A 26,965-nucleotide genomic window follows, 5' to 3' on the forward strand; every position below is an offset into this window, starting at 1 on the left:
TTGAATCAAGAAAACTTAAGATCCTATATCGCATTTCTAAAGTAGCTGTTGAACACATCAAATCCTGTAACATAAATAGAATTCGGCTTCCATTCGTTAACTTTATCGCATAAGCTTCGATAAAGAAAATGAAATGGATTACCCGAGAAAAACCAAAGATTGACCGGATCGCCTGCCCTTGGCTGATTAAAAGGTTCATTGATCCAGATGCTGAAATCATTTATGTTCAATTTGAACGGGTAATTGCCGAGGCCGAAAAGATCGGTGCCATTCCTTTTGACCTTCCGGGTGTGGAATACAGTCATTACGATGACAGGTGTACCTTTGATTACTTTCTCAAAAAGCACAACATAAAGGATGTGGCTCTGGACAGGATGGCTGCTATCATCCGAGGCGCAGATACAGACAGGCCCGATTTTGCCCCACAGGCAGCCGGCCTGTCTGCTATTTTTCTGGGGCTTTCAAGGAACATCCCGGATGACCATAATCTGTTGGAAATCGGAATGACTATATATGATGGCATTTATACCTGGGCCAAGCACCTTCACGACAAAAAGCACACGCAGTCTCCCGTAGAACACCTTTTGCTCGATGTTTACAATCGCTATTTGAAATCAAGTGTACAAAATGCACCGCAATGGACAAGGGAGCTGAAAGAAATGATCCAGGACCAGATGGACACCAATATGAGCATCAGTCTTTCGCAGGCTTCAGAATCGTTGGAGATCAATCCTGCCTACGTTTCCAGGGAGTTCTCCAAGTACTTCGATAACTTATCATTTGGAGAGTATATCCGAAAAATGCGTATTGAGAAAGCAGTAAACCTTATGCAGAATACAACATACTCCCTTACCGAAATCGCATATCTTACAGGTTTCTCTGACCAGAGCCATTTTAACAGGATATTCAAGAAGCAGATGGAAGAAAATCCATCCATATTCAGAAAAAATCTGCTCAAAGGTAAAAAGAATACAAAATAGTCAATTCCGTACAATTCTCCGGGGAGTGTAATGCCGAACATTGTGGGACAATTTCACTGCCTCATGAACAACCCAGCACAGAAAAACATTCAGACCAAACCATACTCGCTATCTGAGATTACCATCTACTTCCTGAAACTGGGGACTTGGGGATTCGGCGGCCCTGTCGCACTCGTAGGTTACATGCAACGCGACCTTGTTGAAGATAAAAAGTGGTTGACAGACGAGGAATACAATGAGGGTCTTGCACTTGCACAGTTGGCACCAGGTCCTCTTGCAGCCCAGCTTGGGATCTATATCGGCTTTGTGCACCATGGCCTTTTGGGAGCGACATTAACCGGACTTGCCTTTGTACTACCTTCTTTTGTCATGGTTGTACTGCTTGGAATGGCCTACCAGCTATATGGCGGGCTAGCCTGGATGCAGGCTGTATTCTATGGGGTAGGTGCCGCAGTAATAGGTATTATTGCCATGAGCGCCTATAAGCTGACCATTAAATCCATCAGCAGACTTGAACCGTCCGCCATCAGATCCAAGTGGCTGCTATGGCTTTTTTATATCATGGGCGTTGTTGTGACCATCATTACCCAAAGGGAGGAAATCCTGTTGTTCATTGCCTGCGGCCTCGCTTATATGGTAATCAAGGCACCGCCAAGATGGATAAAAAAACCAGCAACACTTTCGGTAGGGCTATTTTTAGGAATAGGGTTATGGAACCATGATGGAAAGACGCTCCAGGAAATAGGATGGTTCTTTGCTAAGGCTGGTGCATTTGTTTTTGGTAGCGGACTTGCCATCGTACCCTTCCTGCATGGTAGCGTGGTAAAGGAATTCGGCTGGCTGACCGAGCACCAGTTTGTCGACGCTGTGGCTGTGGCCATGATTACCCCAGGCCCTGTTGTGATCACCGTGGCGTTCATCGGCTACCTTGTGGCTGGCTTTCCGGGTGCATGCGTTGCAGCAATTGCCACTTTCCTACCCTGTTATCTTTTTACGGTAGCCCTCGCTCCATCATTTAAAAGGATTGCAAAAAATACGAGTATAAAGGCATTTGTGGAGGGCATAACTGCTGCAGTAATAGGTGCCCTTGTTGGGTCTGTTGTTATCATAGCGATCCGCTCGATCATTGATGTATGGACCTTACTCATAGCGGTCGCAGCATTGCTGGCGCTCGTCTACATCAAAAAATTACAGGAACCCTATATCATAGCAGCCGCTGCCATCCTTGGACTTATCATCAAATTTATTTAACAAGCACATATGTTTAGCAAACTTACGCCTTCCAAACTCAGAGCAATTGTACTTTTGGTTTCATTCCTTACCGGGATCACAGAAGACAGTATCAAAAATACGTAAAATCTTTCAAATCAAATGATTGCAAGATTTTTTGTTTTGACGGAAAAATCAAAATACTCACCGATTCTTATATTAAAAGTGTGTAATTCGGTGAGTAATTTAGACACTAAAAGAACTCACCGAATTACTTACAACCACTTGTTTAACAAAGTCGTTCGACCATCGAACATCTTGACCTTTTCAGACTGCAAAGCTAATTTTGTTAACCTTAATTCAGTTTATATGAAAACTAATTTTAGCTAGCTTTTTGCCTTAAAAAGCAGAAAAACTATTGTGGCGGCAATGTTCCAGTTTACTTAAGAATAACTGTTGGCGGAAAAAGGGCAGAAATGACCAGCGGGCTTGAGTGCGATCCTGAAAAGTGGAATACCAAATCAGGCAGATAGGATGGAAAAAAGGAAGATGTCAGAAGCTTTAATGCTCATTTGGACAATCTCCAGTGAATGATCAACCAGGTTTACAGGGATCTTTTTGATGCAGGCGAAATTATTACAGCCGAAGGCATTAAGTGCAGATTTATCGGACGGGAAGTCCGGAAGCATACCTTGGGATAATCCCCAATCAGTTCACCGAAAATGAAGTGACCACCGTAAATGTAGCGTAGCGATTCCACGCCAAACCAGTCGCCAAATCGACTGCTCGGAATTTTCTATTTAGTTCCATTCCCTCTGAACAAAAACAGAACTCTGGAGTCTATTCTCTGCCCTGATTTCTAATACAGACAAAATGGTTTCCTAAATTTCGCACAGGCAACATTCATTTGTACTGGATCAACTACCAGTTTCTGATCGTGAAGAAAAACCTCTTAGCGGCACTAAAAAGCTTTTCTAATTCAAAACCAACGTAAGGCTAACTATTTGAAACTAGCCAGTACTATAATCAGCAGATACCCATTGATACCCTGCTCCTGCTTTTATCACATGACCGAAACCTGGAAAAGAAATGTGATTTGCGGCAAGCCAGAAGCGCTCGTCTGCAGCTATTTTTAAAACTTCTTTCCGTTTGATCACCGCAGCTTCGGGATCAACATCAAGCGTTATGGCAATCTCCGGGTTTGCCAGTTGTATGGGGGCAACATGAACAATATCGGCACAAACTACTAATTTTTCACTACCGCTCGTAATAACAAAGTAAGTGTGTCCGAGGGTATGACCAGGCTGTGCCCAGGAAAAAAGTCCGGGAAATAATTCCTCATCCTTAGTAAAGGTTTTTACCTTCCCTGCATCAGCCCAGGGTCCAACTTTTGCCATGGCATTCCGAAAGCTTTTCTGTCGCTCAGGCTTGACCCTATTCATTTGTTCTTCGCTAAGCCAATAATCAAAATCATTTTGATTCACATAAAGTGTGGCATTTGGAAATGCCAACTGTCCGTCAATTACCAATCCTCCGGAATGATCTCCGTGGATGTGCGTTAACAATACAACATCTATATCTTCAGATGTGTATCCTGCCGCATTCAGGCTTTCTAAAAGATGTCCCGAACCTGGCCCCATAAGATCGCCGGCACCCGTGTCAATGATGATTAGCTTTTCTCCAAGTTTTACAAGAAATGAATTGATCGATGCTTCATAATCGGTTTTTGCAAAAGCCGCATGCAATAATGCTTCTGTTTCACCTGATTGTGCAAAAAGCATAATCTTGTCAGTTGGAATTTTTACAGTTCCGTCAGATAGTGCTATGATTTCCAAATTGCCGAGGCGAAATTGATAAAAAGCAGGGATGTTTAAACGTTCCATATTCTAAATTTTTTACAATTGAAAAGGTTAAGTTTTTATAAATTTAGCATTTTTAGCAGTGTTTTTTTTATGAACTTTTTTTGGCTTTTACTTTACTCAGGTTTAGTAAACTCAGCTTTTAAATTTAACGATTAGCTATTATTTACCTGTTTGATAGTTGATTGGAACCCATACATAACCCGTTGCAACTTGCCTGATATGCCCAATACCTGGAAATGAAATATGATCTGCTGCAATGATGCATTCACTATTCGCTGCCTCTGCATAAGCTTTTTTACGTTGGGCCGCAGCTTTCAGTTTGTCGAAATCATATTCATTTAAAATACCGGCATCGCTGAACTGGATAGATGCGACATGGATTAGATCTCCCCAAAATAAAAGCCTTTGCCCTTTGCTTTGCAACTCATAAACGGTATGGCCGGCAGTATGCCCTGCATATTCATGAGTGCTTATCCCCGGAAACAGGGTTGTATCGCGCTGAAATGACCGCACCTTTCCTGCCTGCAAATAAGGTTTAAAATTTAAATAGGATTTTCTGTTGCTAATGATTCCTCTAGTATCAGAATGATCGGGTTTTTCATGACTTTGCCAAAAATCAATTTCTTTCTGATTGATATGAATAATTGCATTTGGAAAAATCATCCTGCCATCCGAACTAAGTCCTCCGGTATGATCAAGATGAATGTGGGTAATGAGGATATCGGTAACTTCTTCTGGCTTAAATCCGGCCTTTTCAAGACTGCTCACCAATGCACCGCCATGAACAGGGCCGAAAAGATTTCCAGAACCCGCATCTACCAGTATCAAACTCTTTCCTGTTTTAATCAGATAGGTGTTTATGGAGGTTTCTACCGTATCACTCAGGAAGTCTTTTTTCAGGAGTTCGGGAATTCGCTCGTCGTGGTTTAGCAAACCCGATGCACTTACCGGAACGGTGCCATCCGATATGGCAATGACTTCGACATCGCCTATGGGCAAATGATAATAGCCAGCCTGCTCACCAATTTGTTGAGCCATTATAGCACTTGAAAATAAGCTGAAGACTGATGCGATAAGCATACATAAATTAAACTTTTTCATCTTTTTTATTAGTTACACAAAGTAACCAGTTATTATTTTACCTTTGAGACAAGTATTTCAAATAGTGGATACCTTTTTGTAACTAATATGGCCAACGAGATTTTCATCTGCCACAATTGCCCCATGACCAGAACAATGGCAACCATTGGAACTAAATGGAAACCCATCATCATTTACACACTAGGCTTAAAAAAACAAAGATTCGGCTTAATTCATGCAAAAATGGAACTGATCAGTAAGAAGATTCTTACCGAACAATTAAAAGAACTGGAGGAAGATGGTATTGTAAAAAGGGAAGCATTTAAAGAAATGCCTCCCAGAGTAGAATATAGTCTTACAAATAAAGGCTTGGAACTCCTGCCTATATTGAACATGCTGACCGAGTGGAATGCCAAACATCAGCAAGGGCAATAATTTTGTTGCCAATACAAAAATTATCACGCTAATTATTAGTGGTAATTTTACAGCGTTAGCCTTATTTGCCCTGCCATTTACCGGGGATAATTGATAGGAGTTATAAAAACAAAGCCATTTACTATCGAATTAAACTCCCTAACATAGTTTTTTGGTTTATAAAGAAAATTATATCCCTACAATCGTCTCGTTTAGCATTCAAGCCACAAAATACTATAGCATTTCCTTTGGTATATTAGATTTTTTTCTGCGATTTAACAAGACGAATACTACAGCTATTAAGCCAAATACTACTGATATAAATGGAATACTTGAAATTCCGCTATGTAGAATTACCCAGCCACCCGTTGCTATACCTACAGTTATGCCAAGGTTGGCAAAAGACGACATTAAACCGTTTGCAAATTCAACTGCCTCAGGCGCTTCTGAGCTTACGGCAGAAGTAGCTATTAGAAAACCAGGTGCGTACAAAATTCCCCAGCAGGCAACCATAAGCGATACGAGAAGAGTTGTATAGCCTGAATAATAAAGTGCAACGGGGACGACTACATTACAACCTACTAAAAAAATAATGTTAGTAACAGATAAGCTTTTGCTAAGTATTCGCCCTGCAATCCAGATTCCCAGCAAACCAGTGATGCCGAATACCAACATCAAATAACTGACGTGCGTTAAATTCATGTGCTTTACCTGTACCATGTAGTCTGCAAAATAACTATACATAGCGAATTCGGCAGAAAACATAAACATGTTCATTAATAAACTGAACCAAACGTTTTTATTCTTTAGAATTTGTAACTGGTTGCCTATCGATTTCTTTTCCTTACTTGGCATAAGTGGCACAGCGACAAGGATTGCAATGAAAGCTACTGCGCAGATAATCACTTGAAAGAGAAATGCATATTGCCAGGCCAGTACGCTTGCGATGAATGTTGAGAGCGGAATAGTTGATACTGTTGAAATACTAATTCCACTTAATGTGATGGCCATCAGTTTATGATGATCTTTTTTATCCGCCATACCGATTACAGTTGCAATTGCTGCAGCGTAGTAAACAGAAAGCGTAAAAGCTGGAATTATGCGAACAAGTAAGAGCAGCCAAAAAGGTGGCGAAAATGACGACAGTAAACTGCTAAATAAAAACATTAAAACACTTACCATCATTACCTTTTTCCGATCGAAACGGCTCGAAAAGAATGTCATAAATGGTCCCGAAATTGCAACGACTAAAGCAAAAGCACTGAGTAAAAAACCCGCTTCACTGATATTTATTTTGTAATATGTTGCAATTTCAGGAAGAAGTCCTATCACTCCGAACTCTATTGTTAGAATGGCAAGGACCAAGTGCTGGAGTCGAACCGCCTAATGATTGGTAACCTAAATTCTTTTTAATTTTTAAAAAGAATGATTATATTTACATATAGCAATTGCAGCTAAAACGTATCGGAAAAAATGGTGAGCGATTAGGTGAGTCCAAATCGAAGACTACATAAATACTATTTGAACGCTGATTTTAGCACTAGGTGCAAATCCCAGCGGAAAACTCAAGAAAGCATTTGACAAGACCCTTTTGTATCAATTGGTTGAAGACTCATGCAAAAGATGATAGAAAATTTAGCATCGTACTAGCTACGCTTTAGCAGTCAAGAAAGAGTACTATGATAATATAGAAAACGTGTTATTTTATTTAATTCTAGCAAAAATTGTATTATGACATGGTGGAATTACTTTTTGGAATTTTTTACCAATTCCATTATTTGAAGAAACAATTACCAACAGGAAAAATTAATAAATCTCTAGGTGCTAAATTTTGACTACGATCTGATTATCTTTGAGCTAGTACAAAATAGAAATGGTTATCTAAAATATTTCTTTTAAGATAACCATTTCACGCATTTCGAAGTTGTAAGAACTAACATCCCTTTATCTCCAGATGCTGACTTCTTGTGCTAATTTTTTAAAATGATAGGCCAATAGAAATTCCAATAGAAGAAAGTTTTATTTTCTCATCTGCAAAATAATCGAATTCGTTACCACCAAAAGAACCATAGTGCCTAACTCTGACATCTTTTATACTTGACATGTGATATCCAGCCATAAAACTAACGGGATTTCCATTAAATAATTTAGGTTGGTACTGCCATCCTAAACCAGCATCGAAAATCTGTCCTCCAAAAATCTTTGACCCCATTTTGGGTGATAAACCATATCCAGAGTATAAGAAAAAAGTTTTGGGATCATCCTGTTTAAAGTTATATTGGAGCTGCACAAACACAGGAACCATTTTAGCGTCCTTGCTCGAATTATAGTCCAATGATTTTCTTATCAAGCTAAATTCTGCACCAATTGCTGCACTAAACTGGTTGGATAGATTATAACCATACATTCCACGGAAGCGGATGTTTGGTCCGATCTGTCCAAAGCTATATCCCGTTCCTATCACTTTTTTTGTACTTGAAGTCGCAAGCCCCAACTCAGCTTTTATAAAACTTTTTTGTACCTTTTCCTGTGCCACTACACCAAACGCTACAATTTGCAGCAATAAACAGATTGTCTTCTTCATATTATTTTTTAACTACGCTTACACCGACCCATTCGCCATTTAATTTTCCAAGACCTAATACCTCACCGCTGATTACTTCGAGTGTTTTAGGCATTTTAAAAAAAGGTTTAAAGTTTCCCTCTAAATCTGTTTTCACACCTACTTCCGCAGTTTGAAAATCAAATGTCTCATCCTGTCGTCCACCAGATTCATTTCCAGATCTATATCTCCAAGCTGTAGGTACAAATATTCTATCAATACCTTCGCCTCTCTTTTTTGTTGTAAAAGCTACCTCTTTAGTTTTGTCATCAGCCCAGGCCTTTACAATCTTTGCAAGGCGTTCAACAGCCTGCTTATCTAACTGAGATTCTAAAAGAGAAGATAGATCAAGTTCCTGATTGTTAGTTTTGGCAATCAATTTATTCAATTTATCCTGAAGATCAAAAGGAAGTATATGTTTGTAACTATTAAATTGAAGAATGTCAGATACCCTATATACAAGATACTCTTTCTCATCTGTATTGAACTTGAAATTAATATTACTCTTAAGTGCATTAGTTGCATTGTCCCAAAAATTTGGTGGGGTAGCATTTGTCGGGTCTTCAATTGTAGGAACATCAAGTTTGATGACCATATTACTCCAACCTAACCTCATTTCATCAAAATTATCAACTGCGCCCCACAAACCTGTCCAACCTTTTTTCTGAAGAATAGATTTAACCCCTACCGAAGCAAAAATTAACCAGTTTTTAGAATAGAAATTTACTTTCATTCTTCTTTTATCGACTGTCTTAAAGTAATTGAAGTGGTCCCGGCCAAAGATATTCTGTAAAAATTTACCTGCTAATGTTTTAGCATCATTGAAATCAAAAACTGCTACGTCCGCAAATACATTTTCACCTACTGGGAAATCAACTATCCTGTTGATTGGCTCAGTCGCAGATAGTGATTCATTTAGTGCATTATAGGTATCATAAACAAAAATTTGCTTATTTCTGATTTGATATAGGTTTTCTCCTGCTTCAATAAGATCAGTTGCAGGGTTAAATGAACCGTCAGACATTTCATCAATTACCATATCAATCTGGGAGAGATTGTTTGGGTTTGATACAAACGTTCCATACTCACTTACCTTGTATAAATTATTTTCAACCTGAACTTCTCCATTTGGGTTCAAAACACTTGCAAAATATGGATCAGGCACAAGATACTCAAGGGTACTGACATCAGTCATAAATTCTTCCTGATATGCAACAGAAGACTGACCGGGAATACTCATCTTCATTGACATTTTCCTTTGAGAGGCAAGCGATAATTGATGCGTTTCTAATATTGTTTTGGATTCATTTAGCAGTGACACAAAATCTTTACTGTTTGGAATGTGTTCAATAAGATTTGTTATCGCAGTTGCCTTTTGCTCTTTGTGCGATACATCCATAAGACCCTTGAAATCTTTAAGGCTTTTAAAGTTAAGTCTGCCATCTGTAACGGTAACTGCTTCGACAGTTTTTTCTTCAGTTCCGAAACTTGACTTTTTACAGCTTGGTAGAACTCCAAGCGCGAGAAGTGCTGTAAGCACTGTACGGTTTAACACACCGCCTTTGCGTTTTTTCATTTGTTTGAGTTGTTAATAAATTAGATTATGTATTGATAGAATGCTTCAGCTTGAAGCAAATTCTGGAGATAAGGCTGTTTTTCTGAAAGCTTTGGCGTAAGCTGTTGACGAGACATGAGAGTGCATGAGTAGCATTTTGTAATTTATTTGATACAATTATATCAATCTCTAATCTCATTTTAATAATCCGATTTCGAATTTTACACGAAAAGATGTCTGTATTGCAACTGAAACCGATTTTTACTGCTTTTAACACAATTATTTTACATGAAATCCTTTTGATTGAGAAAATTTGATTGACTTACTTAGATTACAATATAGCAAATAGGATTAGTGCTTCGTAATCGCCTTTATCTTCAAAGTCCGCTGGCTTTAGCGTAAAAAGTTTCTGATTGTTATAGTAGATTTCCGAAATAAGTCTTTTTGCCCTGTAACGTTCGTTCATAAGAACAATTTCGGTTTCTAGTTCAACCTCATCTTCATCTATGAGGGTGTAGTGGTAGTTCTTCCAAAAAATAGTGTCGAAAACTGGTTTAATGGCCCATCGATGGCAACACTATCTATCTTATCGATAAATTCCCGAAAGTTGAACATTTCCCACGTTGATGAGTTAACCTGTTCTATGATTTTGCCAAAGTTAGTTACCTCCTTAAAACAGAGATAGGGGTATCAATTGTCGATGCCCATTTAGACACTGCCGATAAATCTTTTGTAATCTTAATAATCCCACTTGAATCAATCATGTCCTTCATACGTCCATTCTGCTCAAGCATCTTATCTTGTTCTTCCATAATGGCCTTTAAAGCTGGCGAAGTTTTAAGTCCCTGTATCCTGTTATTAGTTTCAATGATTGCTTTAATAGCTGGTGATTGAAAAACATCTAACTTTTCGTGTATTTCTCTTGCGACTCTAATCATTGGAGAATCTAACCGTTCGCGCATAAGCCTTATCGTGCTTTCAAGATCATTCATCGTGTAATTAATTAAAGATAGATTTGTTTATAAACTAGTCCTTTTAGAAAGTCCTTTGTCTTAGTTACTAGTTTAATGTACCGCTTGTGATCTTTTAGACCTTCCGAAAGACTATCTCGGTAATCGTCATACATCTCGTATTCCAATTTGGTATTTCTAAGAAACCATTCTGTATTCTCCAATGAGGCATTTTCAACATTGGTCTTCAAATCATAATACTTGGTTAGACCTGTGCGCCTAAGCTTTCCACCAATTGTCCAAAGGAGGTATCGATAATCTTTATCCTTTACATAGCCGTATACCGGATCGCCGATAAAGTTCATCTTTTCATCAAAACAGTTGCCATATTCGATTTGGTTAAAAATTGATTTGGTAAGTTTTTTATTAGCTATGGATACTTGCGTAATGCTAACATTAAACTGCGTTAAATCTAAACCGCTCATAAAATTAAGTATAATGCTAAGATACTTAGTTTTGCTAGAAGTCTATAAAAGATTTTATCAACACGAAGCAGTATAAATAAAGTAGTAATTGATAAAAAATGTAATACAGGATTTATAACTAGTTCAAAACTCCCAAAATAAAATCGTATATTTATTCCATAGCAATTGCAACTAAAAATACAGATAAAAAGGTGAGCGATTTGGTGAGTCACTTTAAAAACCCTTCCAGATAGCCCTGAAATTATTAAAATTGAACCAAGTTCACATCCCAGTGGAAATGGGGACAATAGTCTGTGCAATAGTCGAATTAAATCCTATTTTAAACCTGTTTCGATTTTAATCAAAGGTTCATATATACTGAATCAATTTATTATTCTTAAAAAAAATTTAGATAGAATTTGCTATATTCGAACAATGCTCTCAAAAATACAAAATAATACAACTCGTATTACTATTGATGTGAAAATGGTTTGGCATTATTTACGGCGAAACCTTTCCATAATATGCATACTACTAATCCTTACGCTTTCTTTTGGTTTATCAACCTTTGAGGCTAGTCGAGTTTTCAGGGGGTATTCTATATCAATAGCTGCCTTATTCATTACAATTTTTTCAGTAGTATTGGTTTACAGTTCTAGGTCAAGGTGGTATAGTGTCACATATATCGATTTATTATTTGCATTGCTGGTATGTATTAATTTCGCAGCACTATCAAATATAGAAGGCTATTCGCTAATTGGTTTTTTACTTTGCCTTCTAGATATATCCTTGTTTATTTTTTTGATATCATGCAGACACATAGCTGGTGCTAGTGAATTAAGGAATTTGTTTGTTGTAGTGCTTTTTTTTCTTTCTGTTATACTAGCAGCATTTACGCTTTGTATATACCATACCGAATCGAATGTAATAATAAGAAGTGGAGGATTGTTGAAAAACTCTGGTATTAATGGAATTGCGATTGGTTGCTTTGCAATACCAATGCTAACTAAATTAAATTACTTTTTCTCAAAGTACAACGCTGTAATCAAAGTTCTATTAATTTCTTGCTTACTCCTAATTTTCACAGCAATAGCTGTCACTTTAAGTCGTACTGCTATAATTTGCATTATAATAACGATTGCTGTAATTATTTATAAAAACGTGAACATTACCGTTTCGCTGTCCAAGCAAATTACCCTTTTCTGTTCATTTTCTGCGGTCTTATTGTTTATTTTCCTTTCATACCTTTTCACTACACGTTTAAAACAAGGGTCTACAAATGGTAGAATTTTTATTTGGGGCTTAACAACGGAAATAATCACGGATAATTTAATTTTAGGTGTAGGACCAGGTGGTTTTACGAGTACTTATAACAGCTATCAAATTAAACTTTTTTCAAAACTTGATGGCACAGAAAAAATATACCATTCTGCAAGTGTTTCTCATCCATATAATGAAGCTATGTATCAATTTGTTGAGAAAGGCTTTTTGGGATTTTTGATCTGGTTTGCTTTGTTTTTATCGATATGTAGAGAATTGAAGCGGAAAGATTATAGTAATTATGCTTGCTACAGTATGCCACTCTTAGCAGAACTGACCATACCACCGGTGTTGGCCATTCTGTTGGTACTGAAGATAGAAATTACGCTAACTCCAATCCAAATATGAAACACTATGTTATAGGGTGTGATGCAATAGCTGAATATTCGGGCTCATCAAATAATTTCACAAATAAAAAGAATGGACCATTAAGTTCAACTTGCGCAACATTATAATCATGAAAAAGCTAGCCTTCTGTTTATTTCTTATGACCTTTTCTACAGTTATAACTGTTGCGCAAGATATGAAAGAGATAATTATTGGAGATACATGCAGTTTGTCGCTACCGGAAAAAGACAAATTGGAGATACAACCAACGCATCTGTCGGAGAAGAAGCTACTGAAGACCATAGAAGATTACATTGTTAACTTATCAAACGTCGATACCTTTTTTGTGAATCATGGTTATATTGAATTAGGTATAGGCAACGAATCATTGAATGGAAGGAACTCAAAGATTTCTTATCGCATCAAAGATCAATATGCAAATTTTGATAACTTAGAAAATGACCAAACTTTTCCCCTATATTATACTTTTGTTAAAGGAAAACTAATTGTAATTACAGATAGATTGATTTCTAATACTATATGCTATAAATTTAAAAAATCCAGTAAGATAAAGTTTCAAAAGCTTGTTGAGCCAATTTTTGAAAAGCCAGAAGATTTAGAATTATATGACAATTCCGGCAACAAAGTTAAAATTCCTAACGCTAGGCCGAACAGGTATAAGATTCATGGTGGTATATTGCTTTTTATCTTCGATGATGGTGAAAGCGTTATAATAAATAGGTGATAATTATTACATGAAAAGCATTCATTTCAGAGCTGGATTTTTGTCAAAACTTCCAGTCTGAGATGTATGCGTCTTAACTGCAGATACTCTTAAAATATCATCAAGATTTATTTGTGGAGTGTAAAGTAAAGTACTAAATGACCTTTTCGACAAGAAACAAACACAATGTAGGTGTGAGCGAAATTCACCGTACTAAGTATTTGGAGCAATAAAATCAATGTACCGAAGGGCGCCTTATGCCCATAATTATTTATTGAAAGTACGCCGTTGAAAATTCTTCTTCAGGATCGTATCAGGCCTGGGCATCCTAATAGACTTAGGCGACTACGTCATTTCCAAATGGAGAAACTATTACGTAACGATCTCTGAATAAAGAGTGTTTCTTCAAAAGCTTAAAATTTCCATCAAGCAATTTAATTTCTTTCAGATATTTGCAAGTTTCTGTGTAAAAGACCGTATATTTATTTATAGCAATTGCAATTAAAAATACATAAAAAAAGGTGAGTGATTCGGTGAGTCCTTTTATTAAGCCTTCTAGATAGCTTTTAAACGCTGAAAACTGAATGAAGTTCACATCCCAGCGGGGACATTATTCACTGTGGATGCCCAGCAGACACCGACTTACCAAATGATAAGTGGGTATTTCGCTGTGATCCAACCGATCGGAAGCTGGAACAAACACGGATTTACGGATAACTTCTCGGGCATCCATGTCATTGGATTCCCCTTTGGAATGAACATCCTTAAAAGCGATAATTTCGGGATCAGCTTTGAGGTAGTGCCTTCCATAAGGACCGAACATGGCATTTCAAGGGTAAATTCTGTTCTGTTTCATCCTGGAGCAATGTTACGTTTCAAGCATGGCTTTACCTTTATTGGAAGGGCGGCATTTGAGACTAGTGGCAGGTTTGGGCTCACGCCCGTGGTCAGTCAGGTACTCGCAAAGGGCAAGCACACGAATATGTATGGAGCCCTGCCTTTTCCCGTCAGGTTCGGAAACGACCAGCCAGCATCAATAGGTATAGGCGTACAGATTGGAGTTCGCTTTTAAGATCCTTACACTTTCACAAATGTCAAATGCATTCATTTGGCATATAAAAAACTATTCTTTTACCCTAAATATGATCTAAACGAATTTTGATAAAATGCCCATTGCAAATAAAAATTAAGCAGATGCCATCACTTTAAACAATTTCAGTCTTTGTAATGTTCATTTACAAACCTTGAAATACGAATAAGCTGACTGTAATGTCATGGGAAAAATCGGCAAACGAGTAAAACAATCCCCAATGTTCAAACTCATGATGCAAATAAATTAGCCTGTGTCGATCCCAATCTCCATTTATATTAATACCCATGCATGAGGTAATGGTCAAGAATTTTAATTTGTGTGGCGCCATTGATGATGCGCAATTTTTTGCAGATGTCTTATCGCTTAAAATTTTCGTTTACAAAGTTCTGTGCATATTTTCGAATCATTTCCCTTACCTCTCGGAAAACCTCCATCACATCTTCTTCCGTACCATTAGCTTTTGCTGGATCAGGAAAGTTATAATGAAACTTTACTGCATTGGTTGAAAAATAAGGACAGCTCTGTTTTGCGTTATCGCAAACGGTAATTACGTAATCGAAATCGATTCCTAAGTATTCATTAATATTGTTGGAGGTATGTCCTGAAATGTCTATGCCATCCATTTGCATAATATCAATGGCCTTTGGATTAATTCCGTGGCTCTCAATTCCTGCACTATATACTTCAACCTTATTTCTGGCGAAGTGCCTCAAATAGCCTTCTGCGATTTGGCTTCTGCAACTGTTCCCAGTGCATAGTACTAATATTTTCTTCATTAATTTTTAGGGTTAAATGTTCTATCACTTCTTTTTGCCAGTATTATAGTGTCACTCCAAAACCCGGTATGTTTTACGATATTTTCTCCATCTCCATTATCTTAAGGCCAGCCTTTTGGTGGATACTAAGGCATCTTATATTTTCAGAGAATATAAAAGCCTAGTGTCCATTTTTCTTTAGCTTTACTCCAAACCGACGAACTATTTTAAGTATGGAAGCTTGGCTCAGTTACCTAATTGCTCGGGTTCAAATAATAAACTGCATAAAGCTATCTCCTACATATAAACAACATTAAAAAGGTGATGTAGGCACTGGCTCATCCCACCACTCTTGTGTTTTCTTCGGTAGTGATCCTGCAAGTTCCAAAATTTGAATTTTTATAATTCTTTCTAATAGGGTAAACTATTCTGAAAATGGCATTGCCTTTGTCTATTGCTTTTTCAGAATAAATAGATTAACAGCATCCTCCACCAATGGTACAACTTTTTGCAGAATCTGAAAGATTAACAAACACCTTTTTAGGTGCCTGGGCTACCCCACAAGCTTCTTTTGCTAGACAATCTGTCCTTTTGGCAAGCAATAAGAAATTCCTTCCGTTATAACCTAAATCGTATTTACCAATAGTTCCAGATTGGTATTCTACTTCGGTTTCTAGATCTTCCATACCCAATACCTTTTCTGAAAGTAAAATGATGTCTAGCAGTTTGCCGGCTTTTAAACGATGCTCATAATCACTTGCAGACCACAACTGAAAGTTGGCTACCTTCTCACTGCGAACATTACCTCCACAATCAATAAAGTCTTTTGTAATTATACCCACTTCGGTCACATGGAAATGACCAGGTATGGTCTCCCCGTTTTCTAATTGAAAATTAATTGACTTTGCTGTAGCAAGTATGGTTTTGATTTCTGATAATTTCATAGTTTTCCAATTATTTATCGTAATTTTACGATGAATTTATTTAAAAGCAGGGCTAACAACAGCCCTTCGGATCGACGTAGGTTACCATAAAGTCGCCAAAAAGCTTGTGCAGAAGCGCCCAGGTTTTGGGCTCTATACAATAGCAAACTTTAACTCCATCGATTGTCCCTCTGATAATATCTGCATTTTTTAATTCCTTCAAGTGTTGAGAAATAGTCGCCTGAGCAAGTCCGAGCTCTTGCACAAGATCCCCGCAGATGCAAGCATTTGCTGAAATAATTTGCTGCAGAATTGCAATCCTTGCAGGATGAGCAATAGCTTTCAAAAGCCTGGACAGCTCATTCTGCTGGGCGGTAAATATATCAGTCTTTGTGAGTCCCATTCTTATATATCGTAATATTACGATTAACAACATTAATTTCCAAAAATTGGTTATTATTATATTATAAAAATTCAGATGATTGTACTCGTGACTCACCACTCATTTAAGAATTTATAAAAATTACAATATTGCTAGATAAGTTTAATCTCCAGAATTTACTGTTCTGTTTAGCGCTTTATATCCTCCCGGAGTATGACAAGTCATTTTTTTGAAAACCTTTGCAAAGTATTGTGTACTTAAAAATCCAGTAAGAGTAGCAATTTCATCTTGCTTTTTTTGTGTAGTTATTAGTAAATACTGTGCACGCTCTATTCTTTTTTGCAGGATATAATTAACTGGACTTAAGCCTGTATGACGATGAAACAGCCTGGCAAAATAATCAGGATTTAAATTAACCATACCTGCCAACTGGCTAACCTTTATTTTACTACCAAGGTTAATATTTATATAACTGACTGAATCCATTACAGGCGATGGTGCATGCATGAGCTTCTCTTTCTCGAAACTGGCATGTTCTAAGAACCTTGATATCAACTGAAAAATAATACCTTGATTTTCATAGTTCCTGGCAAGTGTTTGATGATCATTCAAATCTGTGTATTCTTTATAGTATATATCTTTTTCATATACTGAGGGATCAGTCGATCTGTTTATTCCTCGACCTGGATTAATTTCAATTAATCTTTTGAAAGTGGCAATATCAGCTGCTGTCGCCTGAACTTGCATACATTTTCTTGACGTCGCAAAAAGTGAGGTGCCATCTGCTGTATCTTCAAAAAACTGAACAAAGTACTGCCTTAGATAACTTGAACAGTAAAGATTACATATTGTAAAACTTGGAATAAGATAAAGGTAACCTGGAAGCAGTTTTAGGGAATGATTAAGCCCGGTTATAAAGCCGCTACCCTCATCTATGTAGTATATTCTATAATAAGGACTGATCACATTTTCAAAATTCCACCTATGGTTTAATTTTGCATAGTCTACATTAAGAAGCCTAAAAGAATATTTTATGATTTGTTTATTCACAATTCAGTAGTATTGTATTTTGAGAATAGTTTTGCATTGACGATCAATAGCAAAGTGGCATTACCAGTAAGCAGTTTCGATATTAAAGCATCCTAATTAATGTGAACTTGAATGAATTTTCAAGATTCGAAGCTATCAAATCACTTGAGATTACCATCACGCTAATCACTCTTCTACTTTTGCTAATTCTTGCCAGATAAACCATGAACAGTGGGTTTTACCTGGTGGATGGTTCCATCCTCATTAAAGTTCAGTTGGTCGATGCAGACTTCTCTATTATAGCCCGCTGCTCTGCCCATGGTAATTCCTTTTGGCAGAGAAAAGCGATGGTAAACAATAAACCATTTATCTGTTCCAGCTTTATTGATGATGCTGTTATGCCCAGTACCATAAATTCCTTCCTCAGGTCTTTTTGAAAGAATTAAGTTATTTGGTGGAATAACGATTTTTCCAATTGGTGAATCAGAATAACCATATCTCACACCATAATCAGGGCTCCTGGTATCATTTTCTGACCATAGAAAATAATATCTTCCTTTCCTATAAAACACCTCCGCACCTTCCCGAAAAGTTTTATCAGGAGTAATGATTTTGACAGAACTGGTATCGATAGAAACCATATCATCATTCAGTAAAGCAACGGCCAGGTATCCATTGCCCCAGTATAAATAGTTTTTACCTGACGTAGGATCAGTGAATACATCAGGATCAATTTCCTGTCCGGATTTTATACCTTTTATACTTTTATCTATAAGCGCTTTGCCACTATCCTTGAAAGGTCCTACAGGATCTTGAGCAACTGCGACCCCTATTTTTTGTGAAGCAGTGAAATAATAAAAATACTTAAATTCACCATTAACTTTCTTTTCGGCTATAGTTGGAGCCCAGGCATTTTTTTTTCCCCAGGTGACGTCCTTTGGTAAGTCAAGAATCACTCCTTCATCTTTCCAATCGATAAGATTTTTCGAAGAAAAGGTTTTAAAATAGGTTCCACTCCAGCCTGTGAACCCGTCACTGGTTGGATATATGTAGTATTTCTTTGTTTTGTTTGAATATAAAATTTCTGGATCGGCGTAATATCCATCTAAAACAGGATTATTGGCTACAGCAGCCGAAATCCAATAAGAATCTAAAATTTCATTTTCACGAAGTATGTTCACTCTTACTTTCCCATTAGTGAAATTATACGGAGCTTTGGGAGATATTGTTATGTTCGGAACTTCTAGGAATTGAGGATCAAAGTTTCTCAAATTTGTTCCATTTTTTACAGGAAAGAAGATATGTTTTCCGATGGAATCTATAATAATGTTGTTTTTTTTAATGCTCGCAGATTTAACATCAGTGAGGACAATTTTTGGATCATATTTTTTTTGATTCAAAGAATCCACCCGCTTATTTATTAAGGTATTACCTTGATTATTAACAGATTTCATGTTGTGGAATGGATTTGGGAAATGCATTTTGGAATCAAATCCACTTCTTTTTTCATTGATATACTCCATGTTTGCATACTCTTCAATTTTGAGATCAAAATATTTAGGTGCAAGATGCTCATTCGAAATAAAATCAGATACATTGCTATCTGCAATAAAATTAAGAGAGGAAGATAAATTTTCATTAGGTGAAGCTGAAACCTCGTTATAACAAGTTCCTGTAAAATTTAACAGAAATACCAGAGCAAATTTTAAAGATTTAGGAATTTTAACTTTAAAGCTTTTATTTTTTTTAAATCGGATCATCTTCGTTTATTATTTTGGTCGAAATAGCACAACTTTTAGATAATTTAACGGGGACAAATCCACATTTTAACGGGGACTCATCAGCAAGCTACATATCATTATGATACCCTCAATTTTGCTATTGACTAAATTTGTATAGTTGATATTTGGATGAAAACAATACACTTCTTTTGATTCATTTTGCATTCCGATCATGCCGATAATTCAAAAAATTTTAGCTCAACCATATCATTCAAATTTAACCACTTCCACCAGATCTTTTTGCTAACCAAATCTAAACGTATAAGTGTTCAATTTTTAGATAATTAATTGAAATTTTAGACTGATTTTATTGGATCAAATCGACGTACACTCATTTTAAGGTGGTGAAATGGCATTGGTTGAACCCCTAGAAATAGTGAGATTTGCTTCAAAGATTAATACTAAAAAACCTAGAGTATTTAAAGGAAAATAAGGACCGTCATCTAAGAAATCTGCCAATGATTATTTAAATATTTTGATAAGATGATGCGAGGCTAATAATTAATTAAAATAATGATTTTCTTTTTCGTATTTAGATGACTCGAAACTTAAAAAGTCATAATTCATACCTCTATTAATTAAGAAAGAACACCTTTCTGGAATAAAGACTTTGCAAACTAAACTAATGGGCACCATGTTTTTATACCAAATAAATTCTCCATGAAAAAAAACTATATCAGCGGTCTCCCGCTTATTGCATTACTTGGTGTTTTTCCCATGATGGTAAAGGCACAAAAAGGTTTACCAGCAAAAACACCAACTTCATCAACAGTTAATTCATTCTATCCTCAAAATGAGGATTTCAAACCCCAATTCGTTTCTAGACTTAAGGTTCCGTCTGGATTTAAGGTAAATGCGGTAGCTGTTGGCTTAGGCAAGCCCAGAATGATGGCTTTTAACGATAGCGGTGGGCTTTATGTTACCAGGCGTGATGTGGGTGATGTGCTCCTTCTTGAAGATAAAGACAAAGACGGAACCATGGAGTCGATAAAGACTGTATGGAACAATTTTGTAAGAGTACACGGAATTACTATTAAAGATGGAAGCTTGTATTTATGTTCCGATAAAGTACTTAAAAGAGCAAGGATTTCATCGGATGGAACTTTAACCGATACGACTACATTAATATCAGACCTTCCCGACGGAAGCCAGCATGATAACAGGGTAATTTCTTTCGGACCTGATGGACTTATGTATATAAGTGTTGGAAGCAGTTGCAACGATTGCGCTGAAACTAATAATGAATATGCAACCATTTTACAGTTAGATAAAGATTTCAAGACAAGAAAAGTTTTTGCACGTGGGTTGCGTAATACTGTAGGATTTGACTGGCATCCACAAACTGGAGCAATATGGGGTGTAGATAATGGAACAGACTGGCGAAATGATGAGTATCCTCCTGAGGAATTAAACCAAATTTCGCAAGGTCTTGATTATGGATGGCCTAGGGTTTTCGGTAAGCAACAAATAGATGAAACAAGGGAAGATCCTATCGGATCGACAAAATCTGCATATGCAAAGACTACCGTCCCATCAGTAATGGAATTCCCAGCCCACTCCGCTCCAATTGATTTCAAGTTTTTAACCATGGGTAAGGGTTTGCCCAATGGATATAAAGATGACGCAATCGTGTGCCTCCATGGATCCTGGAATAGGAAAAATCCCAAAGGATATAAAGTGGAAAGAATTGTTTATGAAAATGGAAAGCCTACTGGGACTGCTGATTTTTTAACTGGGTTTTTAAGTGAGGATGGCAAAACAAAGTTCGGCCGTCCGGCAGGAATCGCTATATCCAAATTGGGTGCAATCTTCATCTCCGACGATGAAGGAGGTGTCATTTACTCAGTTACAGGAACCGGCATATAATATTTTATTTGTTTTCTAAAAAAAACATTCATCTAAGGCATTTGGACCAACTTTTCAATTATATCTTATCTCACTAATAAATAAGAATTATGAGGGTGATATTCTTGGTGAGTTGGTTTATCGCTTCTGTTTGATCATAAAAAATTTTTGTGATAGCAAGACGCTAAATCAAAACTGCAAACATATAAATAAAGGGTTATCATTTAGTTTAAGTTAAATCCTTTGAGAAATCTTTGTTGTAATGCATAACTGATGACAACGTTTTATTTTTCGCCTGATTTCGACGACATTGCACTTAATTTTAGTGAATATGACAATTGATTGGGAGTGTAGAAATTCCTATTTTTGATTTTTCAAGGCCCCTTGGGGGTACAACTTTCAATATATAACCGGTCATGGGCATTGTTTATTCGAAGATAACTGACGATGAGCTGTTGGTGCATCTCAAAAGGAATGACCACATGGCTTTTACAGAAGTTTTTAATAGATATGGAAGCTTGATGTATAGTCATGCCCTTAACAAGCTTCGAAATGAATTAGATGCCAGGGATGTTGTTCAGGAAATGTTTATTAGAATCTGGGAGAAAAGGGATTCAATCGAACTGAAGACTAATCTTGGCAGTTATCTATTTATCGTTTTAAGAAATAGTATATTGAATTTAATCAAGCATCAATCTGTTGTTAAAAATTACAGTATAGTCTTTTCAAAAACGAATGAAGATAGTGGGATATATACCGATACACTCATTCGTGAGAAACAGCTGTTAGCTATGATTGAATTAGAGATTTCGAATCTTCCACCTAGAATGCGCGCAGTATTTGAGCTAAGGAGGAAAGAATACCTATCCAATAGAGAAGTTGCTGATCGGCTTGGCATAACAGAATCTACAGCTGCAGATCAAATGAAAAAAGCACTTCGAATACTCAGAAACAAACTGGGTCTGCTTCCAATTTTATTATTTTATCTGAATTCAAAATAAATCTTTAGTCGATATCCCCAATGAACATCTTTAAATTGTCTTACATATAATAGGATAGATTTACAAAGATGAACGGAAAAGATTTCCAAGAGGTTTTAAACAGATATTTAAGCGGTCAGGCAACCGAGGAAGAGGTGGCGTGGATCGAATCTGCATATATTAACTGGAATCAAAATGATATACAGCCTAGGGATGAGCAGAAATTAGAGGATGCAACAAAGCTAATTTGGAAAGTTGTCAATGCGAAAACTCGTCCATTTAATAATATTACCCGCCTATTCCCGATATTATATGCAGCGGCTGTTCTGGTAATCTGCTCAATCATTGGAATAGTTATTTACAAGCAATTAAGTTCAAGCGCAGGGACAGCGGAATCTTACCTGGCGGCAAATATTCAACCAGGGAAATCAAGGGCTATATTGGTTTTATCTGACGGTAGAAAAATAGATTTGGATAAGGCAAGTAAGGGTCATTTTGCAGATCAGACAGGAGTAGAAATTTCAAAAACAACTGATGGTCAAATTGTGTATAAAATTCCCGAACAGGAAATCAGAAATAATAAAACAGAGTATAATACAATTGAAACCCCTTCTGGTGGACAGTATCAGGTAGAATTACCTGATGGAACGAAGGTTTGGATGAATGCTTCATCATCTTTAACATTTGCGGCCTCCTTTTCCGGAGAAAGAACTGTTAAGTTAAAGGGTGAGGCTTATTTCGAGGTCAGCAAACTATCTGAAGGCGGTACAAGGATACCTTTCATCGTAAAGACCGAAAATCAGAAAATTTCGGTGCTGGGCACCCATTTTAATGTTAATACTTATGATGATGAGCCGTTTGCCAAAACGACGCTCTTAGAAGGGAGCATAAAAGTTAATGATACGCATATCTTAAAACCCGGTCAGCAAGCGAATATTAAGGAAGGAAATATAAATGTTCTTAATGTAAATGCTGAAGATTTTATTGACTGGAAAAACGGTGATTTTATACTAGAGAACAATGATTTCAGATCCATAATGAGGAAAATAGCAAGATGGTATGATGTGCAGGTTTTCTATGCTGAAGATGCACCCAAAAATATAAATCTTGGTGGGTGGATATCAAGATCGAAAAATATTTCTTCCATCCTAAAATTAATGGAGGAGACTGGAAAAGTTCACTTTAAAATCGAAGGAAGGAGGATCACGGTAACCAAATAAAATAAAGTGGTACTTCAAGAAAAAACCAGAAGTGCGGGAACACCTCTGGTAAAAGTTTCTAAAGCCATAAATCAATCTACTGACTATTCAACTTAAAAACCAAACAAATGTACAAATTTTACCCAAACAAACTGGGTGGGTCGTCAGGCCATATCCAAAAATTTATGCTGATTATGCGTGTAATTACGTTTCTTTTATTGGCTGTAATGATGCAAGTGAGTGCGACAACACTCGCCCAAAAAATAACAATCAATCAGAAAAACGTAAAGTTAACGGACATATTCAAATCAATTAGAAATCAGACAGGTTATGATTTCATTTATGATCAGGATCTTCTTGCAAGATCTATTCCGGTAAATATTAATTTAAAAAATGTTGAGTTGAAGGAAGCTCTGCAGCGTATGCTTGCTGGTCAATCCTTAACTTATACTATTGAGAACAAAACGGTAGTCATCCGGGAGAAAAGTTTTCTAGATAAGGTGACTGAATATTTTGATAACATTACCGTAACAGGAACAGTGCTTGATGAGCAAGGGCAACCTTTGCCTGGTGTTGTTGTAAAAGTTAAGGGCACAAATAGGACAACCATAACAGGCAACGGAGGAAAATTTTATATCTCGGCAAGCGATGAAAATCCGACACTGATTTTATCTTATGTTGGATATAAAACTGTTGAAATTACCGCCATACCGACCTTGACAGTTACAATGGTACTCGATCCGGCGAAACTTGATGAGGTAATGATTATTGGCTACGGAACGACAACACGCAGGTTAAGTACAGGTTCTCAAGTTGGGATCAGCGCAAAAGATATTGGAAATCAACCTACAACGAATGTATTGCAAGCCATGCAAGGGAGAATGGCGGGCGTTACTGTAACGCAAACTAATGGGTTGCCAGGTGCAGGAATCAATGTTCAGATTCGTGGTGCAAACGCAATAGGACTTAACGGAGTAAAAGCAAACCGCCCATTGTACATCATAGATGGAGTTCCTTTTTTATCTGAACCAATTAACACCGCGGCCTTCGCTTCCAGTCAATCAGGCTCAGCATTGCCATCTGCAGAGGGTAGCACCAGTCCGATGAATAGTATAAACCCCTCGGACATTGAGAGCATAGAAGTATTAAAGGACGCAGACGCCACAGCGATTTATGGCTCTAGAGGCGCTAATGGAGTGGTGTTGATTACTACAAAAAAAGGGAAACCTGGAAGAACAAAATTTAATTTAAATGCTTCATCTGGTATTTCCAACGTATCACATTTTGTTGAAACAGTAGGTACCGAGCAATACTTAGCCCTTCGTAGAAAAGCTTTTGCGAACAATACGACCAATCCTGCTACACCTTCAGTAACCACCGCACCAGACCTTCTGGTTTGGGACCAGAACGGATATACTGATTTTCAAAGGTATATGCTGGGTAATACTGCACATACAAATGATGTCAATGCAAGTCTTTCCGGAGGAGACAGTAACACAAACTTCTTTGTTAGTGGTACTTATCATAAAGAAGGAAATGTATTTCCGGGAGAGCAAGGTTATCAGCGTGGAGGTGCGAAGGTGAATCTTAATCATTCATCATTTGATCAGCGATTTAACTTATCCCTGAATGCTATCTATTCAACAGATAAAAATACGATTTCTACAACAGATCTGGCAACCTGGGCTTACAGTCTTCCGCCTAATTTCCCGCTCTATAAAGCCGATGGTAGCCTGAATTGGGATGGTTCAATAAGTAATCCTTTAGGTTATCTGAATCAAACCAATGACAACCGTAGCTCTAACCTGTTGACCAACCTGGCAATGAAGTACAATATTTTAAAAGGTCTTGATTTTAAAGTGAGTTTAGGTTACAGCAAGACAGATTTAAATCAAATTGTTACCAGACCACTCACCTCACTGAATCCTAATCTTTCTCCAACCTCAGGAACAGCAAATTATACTTATAACTACACAAACAACTACATAGCTGAGCCTCAGGCGACCTATACACGTAAAATCTGGAAAGGGACTTTGAATGCATTAGTCGGATCAACCTACCAATTCAAACAATCCAAACTACCTTATAGTACAAATGCCTCAGGTTTCCTATCAGATGATTTCTTAAGAACAGTGACCGCAGCAAGTATAGTAACAACGACAAGCAGTTCCGTCGATTACAAATATGCTTCACTGTTTGGGCGTATAAATTATAATTTAGCTGATAAGTATATTCTAAATGTTAATTTCAGAAGAGATGGCTCTTCTAGATTTGGACCCAACAATAAGTATGGCAATTTCGGATCTATTGGGGCTGCATGGGTATTTTCTGAAGAAAGCCTGTTGAAAGATAAATTAAGCTGGTTTAGCTTCGGTAAACTTAGAGGAAGTTATGGAGTGATTGGTAGTGATGACATAGACAACTACGGGTATTTAGATACCTATACTACTTCTGGATATGTATACGCTGGTTCTACAGGTCTGAATCCATCCCGTTTGCCAAATCCTGACTACAAATGGGAAGAAACCAAGAAATTAGACATCGGATTAGATCTGGCTTTTTTTAATGACAGACTATCTCTGAGTGGTTCTTATTACCGCAACCGTACAAGCAATCAGTTAATTAATTTAACTACTAGTGCACAAACCGGCTTTACAGGATATCAAAGCAATCTACCTGCTACCGTACAGAATTCTGGCTGGGAATTATCTTTAACCAGTACTAATATTCGCAAAAAAGATTTTTCTTGGACTTCTTCGTTTAACATCAGTCAAAACCGTAATAAACTATTATCATTCCCTGACATTGAGAAGTCTTCTTATTATACAACTTATGTGGTCGGCAATCCGATAAGTTCATTTTACCTTTTCGAATATGCCGGTATAAATCCACTAACTAATTTACCATCATTTACAGATTTTAATGGCGTTGGAGGTGTAAACAATCCAACTACAGGATTTGCTGCGACTGGCAGAGGGGACCGGTATTTTGCAGGCACATCCTATCCTAAATTCTTTGGTGGACTAACCAACTCGTTAAGCTACAAAAAAATAACACTTGATTTCACTTTTCAATTTGTAAAACAAAAAGGTAGAAGTTTGCTGGCATCATCGTTTTATCCCCCTGGATATTTCAGCAATGCTGCTTTAAGTGTCGTAAATGATTACCTGGCTTTAGGTTCACAGGATTACCTGGTTTCAGCAGGCACAAGAGGTACTGCAGGTTCAGCAGCTTTTTTAGCCTATAGCAACTATACCAGTTCAGATGCTTCATTAGTGGATGCTTCTTTCATCAGGATGAAGAATGTAAGTTTATCTTATATTTTACCTACAAAATGGATTTCTAAAAAAGAAGGGGCCAGTATTCGTGTTTATGCACAAGGGCAAAATCTTTTCACAATCACTAATTACGACGGATTTGATCCTGAGTCGCAGGGCGTAGCAACGCCACCGCTTCGAACTGTAATAGCTGGTTTGCAATTTACCTTTTAA

The 26,965-nt window shown here is 37.2% G+C and carries 23 protein-coding genes and 1 pseudogene; 11 read left to right on the top strand and 13 right to left on the bottom strand.

Annotated features, from left to right (window positions below):
- Positions 1 to 128 precede the first annotated feature (128 nt).
- The 3 genes and pseudogenes from ASU31_RS00395 to ASU31_RS28075 form a co-directional block, all read left to right on the top strand.
- Positions 129 to 980 carry a chromate resistance protein ChrB domain-containing protein gene (locus ASU31_RS00395; RefSeq protein WP_057930422.1) on the top strand — a complete coding sequence of 284 codons (852 nt, stop codon included), beginning with the start codon at positions 129 to 131 and terminating at the stop codon, positions 978 to 980.
- Between the two features lie 63 nt (positions 981 to 1,043).
- On the top strand, positions 1,044 to 2,231 hold the full coding sequence (locus ASU31_RS00400) for a chromate transporter (RefSeq protein WP_057930423.1): 1,188 nt from the start codon (positions 1,044 to 1,046) through the stop codon (positions 2,229 to 2,231).
- 365 nt (positions 2,232 to 2,596) lie between these two features.
- A pseudogene (locus ASU31_RS28075) lies at positions 2,597 to 2,722 on the top strand (Arm DNA-binding domain-containing protein); the annotation flags it as partial.
- A gap of 477 nt (positions 2,723 to 3,199) precedes the next feature.
- Here ASU31_RS28075 and ASU31_RS00405 read toward each other — a convergent pair.
- Together ASU31_RS00405 and ASU31_RS00410 are read right to left on the bottom strand one after the other, a co-directional pair.
- Entirely contained in the window at positions 3,200 to 4,072 is an 873-nt protein-coding gene (locus ASU31_RS00405) for an MBL fold metallo-hydrolase (RefSeq protein WP_057930424.1), read from the bottom strand.
- Between the two features lie 138 nt (positions 4,073 to 4,210).
- Complete coding sequence (locus ASU31_RS00410) at positions 4,211 to 5,152, bottom strand: MBL fold metallo-hydrolase (RefSeq protein ID WP_083505215.1); 942 nt, start codon at positions 5,150 to 5,152, stop codon at positions 4,211 to 4,213.
- 87 nt (positions 5,153 to 5,239) lie between these two features.
- On the opposite strand from ASU31_RS00410, the gene ASU31_RS00415 reads away from it, so the two are divergent.
- Positions 5,240 to 5,566 carry a winged helix-turn-helix transcriptional regulator gene (locus ASU31_RS00415; protein ID WP_209434940.1) on the top strand — a complete coding sequence of 109 codons (327 nt, stop codon included), beginning with the start codon at positions 5,240 to 5,242 and terminating at the stop codon, positions 5,564 to 5,566.
- 213 nt (positions 5,567 to 5,779) lie between these two features.
- Here ASU31_RS00415 and ASU31_RS00420 read toward each other — a convergent pair whose 3' ends face one another.
- The 6 genes from ASU31_RS00420 to ASU31_RS00440 form a co-directional block, all read right to left on the bottom strand.
- Positions 5,780 to 6,910 carry an MFS transporter gene (locus ASU31_RS00420; protein ID WP_083505216.1) on the bottom strand — a complete coding sequence of 377 codons (1,131 nt, stop codon included), beginning with the start codon at positions 6,908 to 6,910 and terminating at the stop codon, positions 5,780 to 5,782.
- A 613-nt stretch (positions 6,911 to 7,523) separates the two neighbouring features.
- Positions 7,524 to 8,129, bottom strand: coding sequence for a hypothetical protein (locus ASU31_RS00425; protein WP_057930428.1), 606 nt, complete (start codon positions 8,127 to 8,129; stop codon positions 7,524 to 7,526).
- Position 8,130: 1 nt separating this feature from the next.
- Positions 8,131 to 9,723 carry a hypothetical protein gene (locus tag ASU31_RS00430; protein WP_057930429.1) on the bottom strand — a complete coding sequence of 531 codons (1,593 nt, stop codon included), beginning with the start codon at positions 9,721 to 9,723 and terminating at the stop codon, positions 8,131 to 8,133.
- A 310-nt stretch (positions 9,724 to 10,033) separates the two neighbouring features.
- Positions 10,034 to 10,168, bottom strand: coding sequence for a hypothetical protein (locus tag ASU31_RS27975; RefSeq protein ID WP_280739735.1), 135 nt, complete (start codon positions 10,166 to 10,168; stop codon positions 10,034 to 10,036).
- A 196-nt stretch (positions 10,169 to 10,364) separates the two neighbouring features.
- Positions 10,365 to 10,694 (bottom strand): hypothetical protein, encoded by a 330-nt coding sequence (locus ASU31_RS00435; protein ID WP_057930430.1) that lies wholly within the window; start codon positions 10,692 to 10,694, stop codon positions 10,365 to 10,367.
- Between the two features lie 11 nt (positions 10,695 to 10,705).
- Positions 10,706 to 11,137, bottom strand: a complete 432-nt coding sequence (locus tag ASU31_RS00440) for a hypothetical protein (protein ID WP_057930431.1) — start codon at positions 11,135 to 11,137, stop codon at positions 10,706 to 10,708.
- Positions 11,138 to 11,551: 414 nt separating this feature from the next.
- Here ASU31_RS00440 and ASU31_RS00445 point away from each other — a divergent pair, with 414 nt between their 5' ends.
- The 3 genes from ASU31_RS00445 (at position 11,552) to ASU31_RS00455 (ending at position 14,559) form a co-directional block, all read left to right on the top strand.
- Positions 11,552 to 12,784: an O-antigen ligase family protein gene (locus ASU31_RS00445; RefSeq protein WP_057930432.1), complete on the top strand. Its 1,233-nt coding sequence runs from the start codon at positions 11,552 to 11,554 to the stop codon at positions 12,782 to 12,784.
- Between the two features lie 109 nt (positions 12,785 to 12,893).
- On the top strand, positions 12,894 to 13,508 hold the full coding sequence (locus ASU31_RS00450; RefSeq protein ID WP_057930433.1) for a hypothetical protein: 615 nt from the start codon (positions 12,894 to 12,896) through the stop codon (positions 13,506 to 13,508).
- A gap of 628 nt (positions 13,509 to 14,136) precedes the next feature.
- Positions 14,137 to 14,559: a hypothetical protein gene (locus tag ASU31_RS00455; RefSeq protein WP_057930434.1), complete on the top strand. Its 423-nt coding sequence runs from the start codon at positions 14,137 to 14,139 to the stop codon at positions 14,557 to 14,559.
- Between the two features lie 377 nt (positions 14,560 to 14,936).
- On the opposite strand, the gene ASU31_RS00460 is transcribed toward ASU31_RS00455, so the two are convergent.
- The 5 genes from ASU31_RS00460 to ASU31_RS00480 all read right to left on the bottom strand — a co-directional run bounded on the left by ASU31_RS00460 (position 14,937) and on the right by ASU31_RS00480 (position 19,429).
- Positions 14,937 to 15,356, bottom strand: a complete 420-nt coding sequence (locus ASU31_RS00460) for an arsenate reductase ArsC (protein ID WP_057930435.1) — start codon at positions 15,354 to 15,356, stop codon at positions 14,937 to 14,939.
- 455 nt (positions 15,357 to 15,811) lie between these two features.
- On the bottom strand, positions 15,812 to 16,279 hold the full coding sequence (locus ASU31_RS00465) for a DUF6428 family protein (protein WP_057930436.1): 468 nt from the start codon (positions 16,277 to 16,279) through the stop codon (positions 15,812 to 15,814).
- Positions 16,280 to 16,331: 52 nt separating this feature from the next.
- Positions 16,332 to 16,661, bottom strand: a complete 330-nt coding sequence (locus ASU31_RS00470; RefSeq protein WP_057930822.1) for an ArsR/SmtB family transcription factor — start codon at positions 16,659 to 16,661, stop codon at positions 16,332 to 16,334.
- A gap of 141 nt (positions 16,662 to 16,802) precedes the next feature.
- Positions 16,803 to 17,690: a helix-turn-helix domain-containing protein gene (locus ASU31_RS00475; protein WP_057930437.1), complete on the bottom strand. Its 888-nt coding sequence runs from the start codon at positions 17,688 to 17,690 to the stop codon at positions 16,803 to 16,805.
- Positions 17,691 to 17,872: 182 nt separating this feature from the next.
- Positions 17,873 to 19,429, bottom strand: coding sequence for a family 43 glycosylhydrolase (locus ASU31_RS00480; protein WP_057930438.1), 1,557 nt, complete (start codon positions 19,427 to 19,429; stop codon positions 17,873 to 17,875).
- Positions 19,430 to 20,110: 681 nt separating this feature from the next.
- Between ASU31_RS00480 and ASU31_RS00485 the strand changes: the two genes are divergently transcribed.
- The 4 genes from ASU31_RS00485 (at position 20,111) to ASU31_RS00500 (ending at position 26,965) form a co-directional block, all read left to right on the top strand.
- Positions 20,111 to 21,316 (top strand): PQQ-dependent sugar dehydrogenase, encoded by a 1,206-nt coding sequence (locus ASU31_RS00485; RefSeq protein WP_057930439.1) that lies wholly within the window; start codon positions 20,111 to 20,113, stop codon positions 21,314 to 21,316.
- A 461-nt stretch (positions 21,317 to 21,777) separates the two neighbouring features.
- Entirely contained in the window at positions 21,778 to 22,296 is a 519-nt protein-coding gene (locus tag ASU31_RS00490; protein WP_167346141.1) for an RNA polymerase sigma-70 factor, read from the top strand.
- A 68-nt stretch (positions 22,297 to 22,364) separates the two neighbouring features.
- Complete coding sequence (locus tag ASU31_RS00495) at positions 22,365 to 23,495, top strand: FecR family protein (protein ID WP_057930441.1); 1,131 nt, start codon at positions 22,365 to 22,367, stop codon at positions 23,493 to 23,495.
- A 107-nt stretch (positions 23,496 to 23,602) separates the two neighbouring features.
- Positions 23,603 to 26,965, top strand: a complete 3,363-nt coding sequence (locus ASU31_RS00500; protein WP_057930442.1) for a TonB-dependent receptor — start codon at positions 23,603 to 23,605, stop codon at positions 26,963 to 26,965.

The sequence above is a fragment of the Pedobacter ginsenosidimutans genome (assembly GCF_001442625.1).
Classification (GTDB): Bacteria; Bacteroidota; Bacteroidia; order Sphingobacteriales; family Sphingobacteriaceae; genus Pedobacter; species Pedobacter ginsenosidimutans.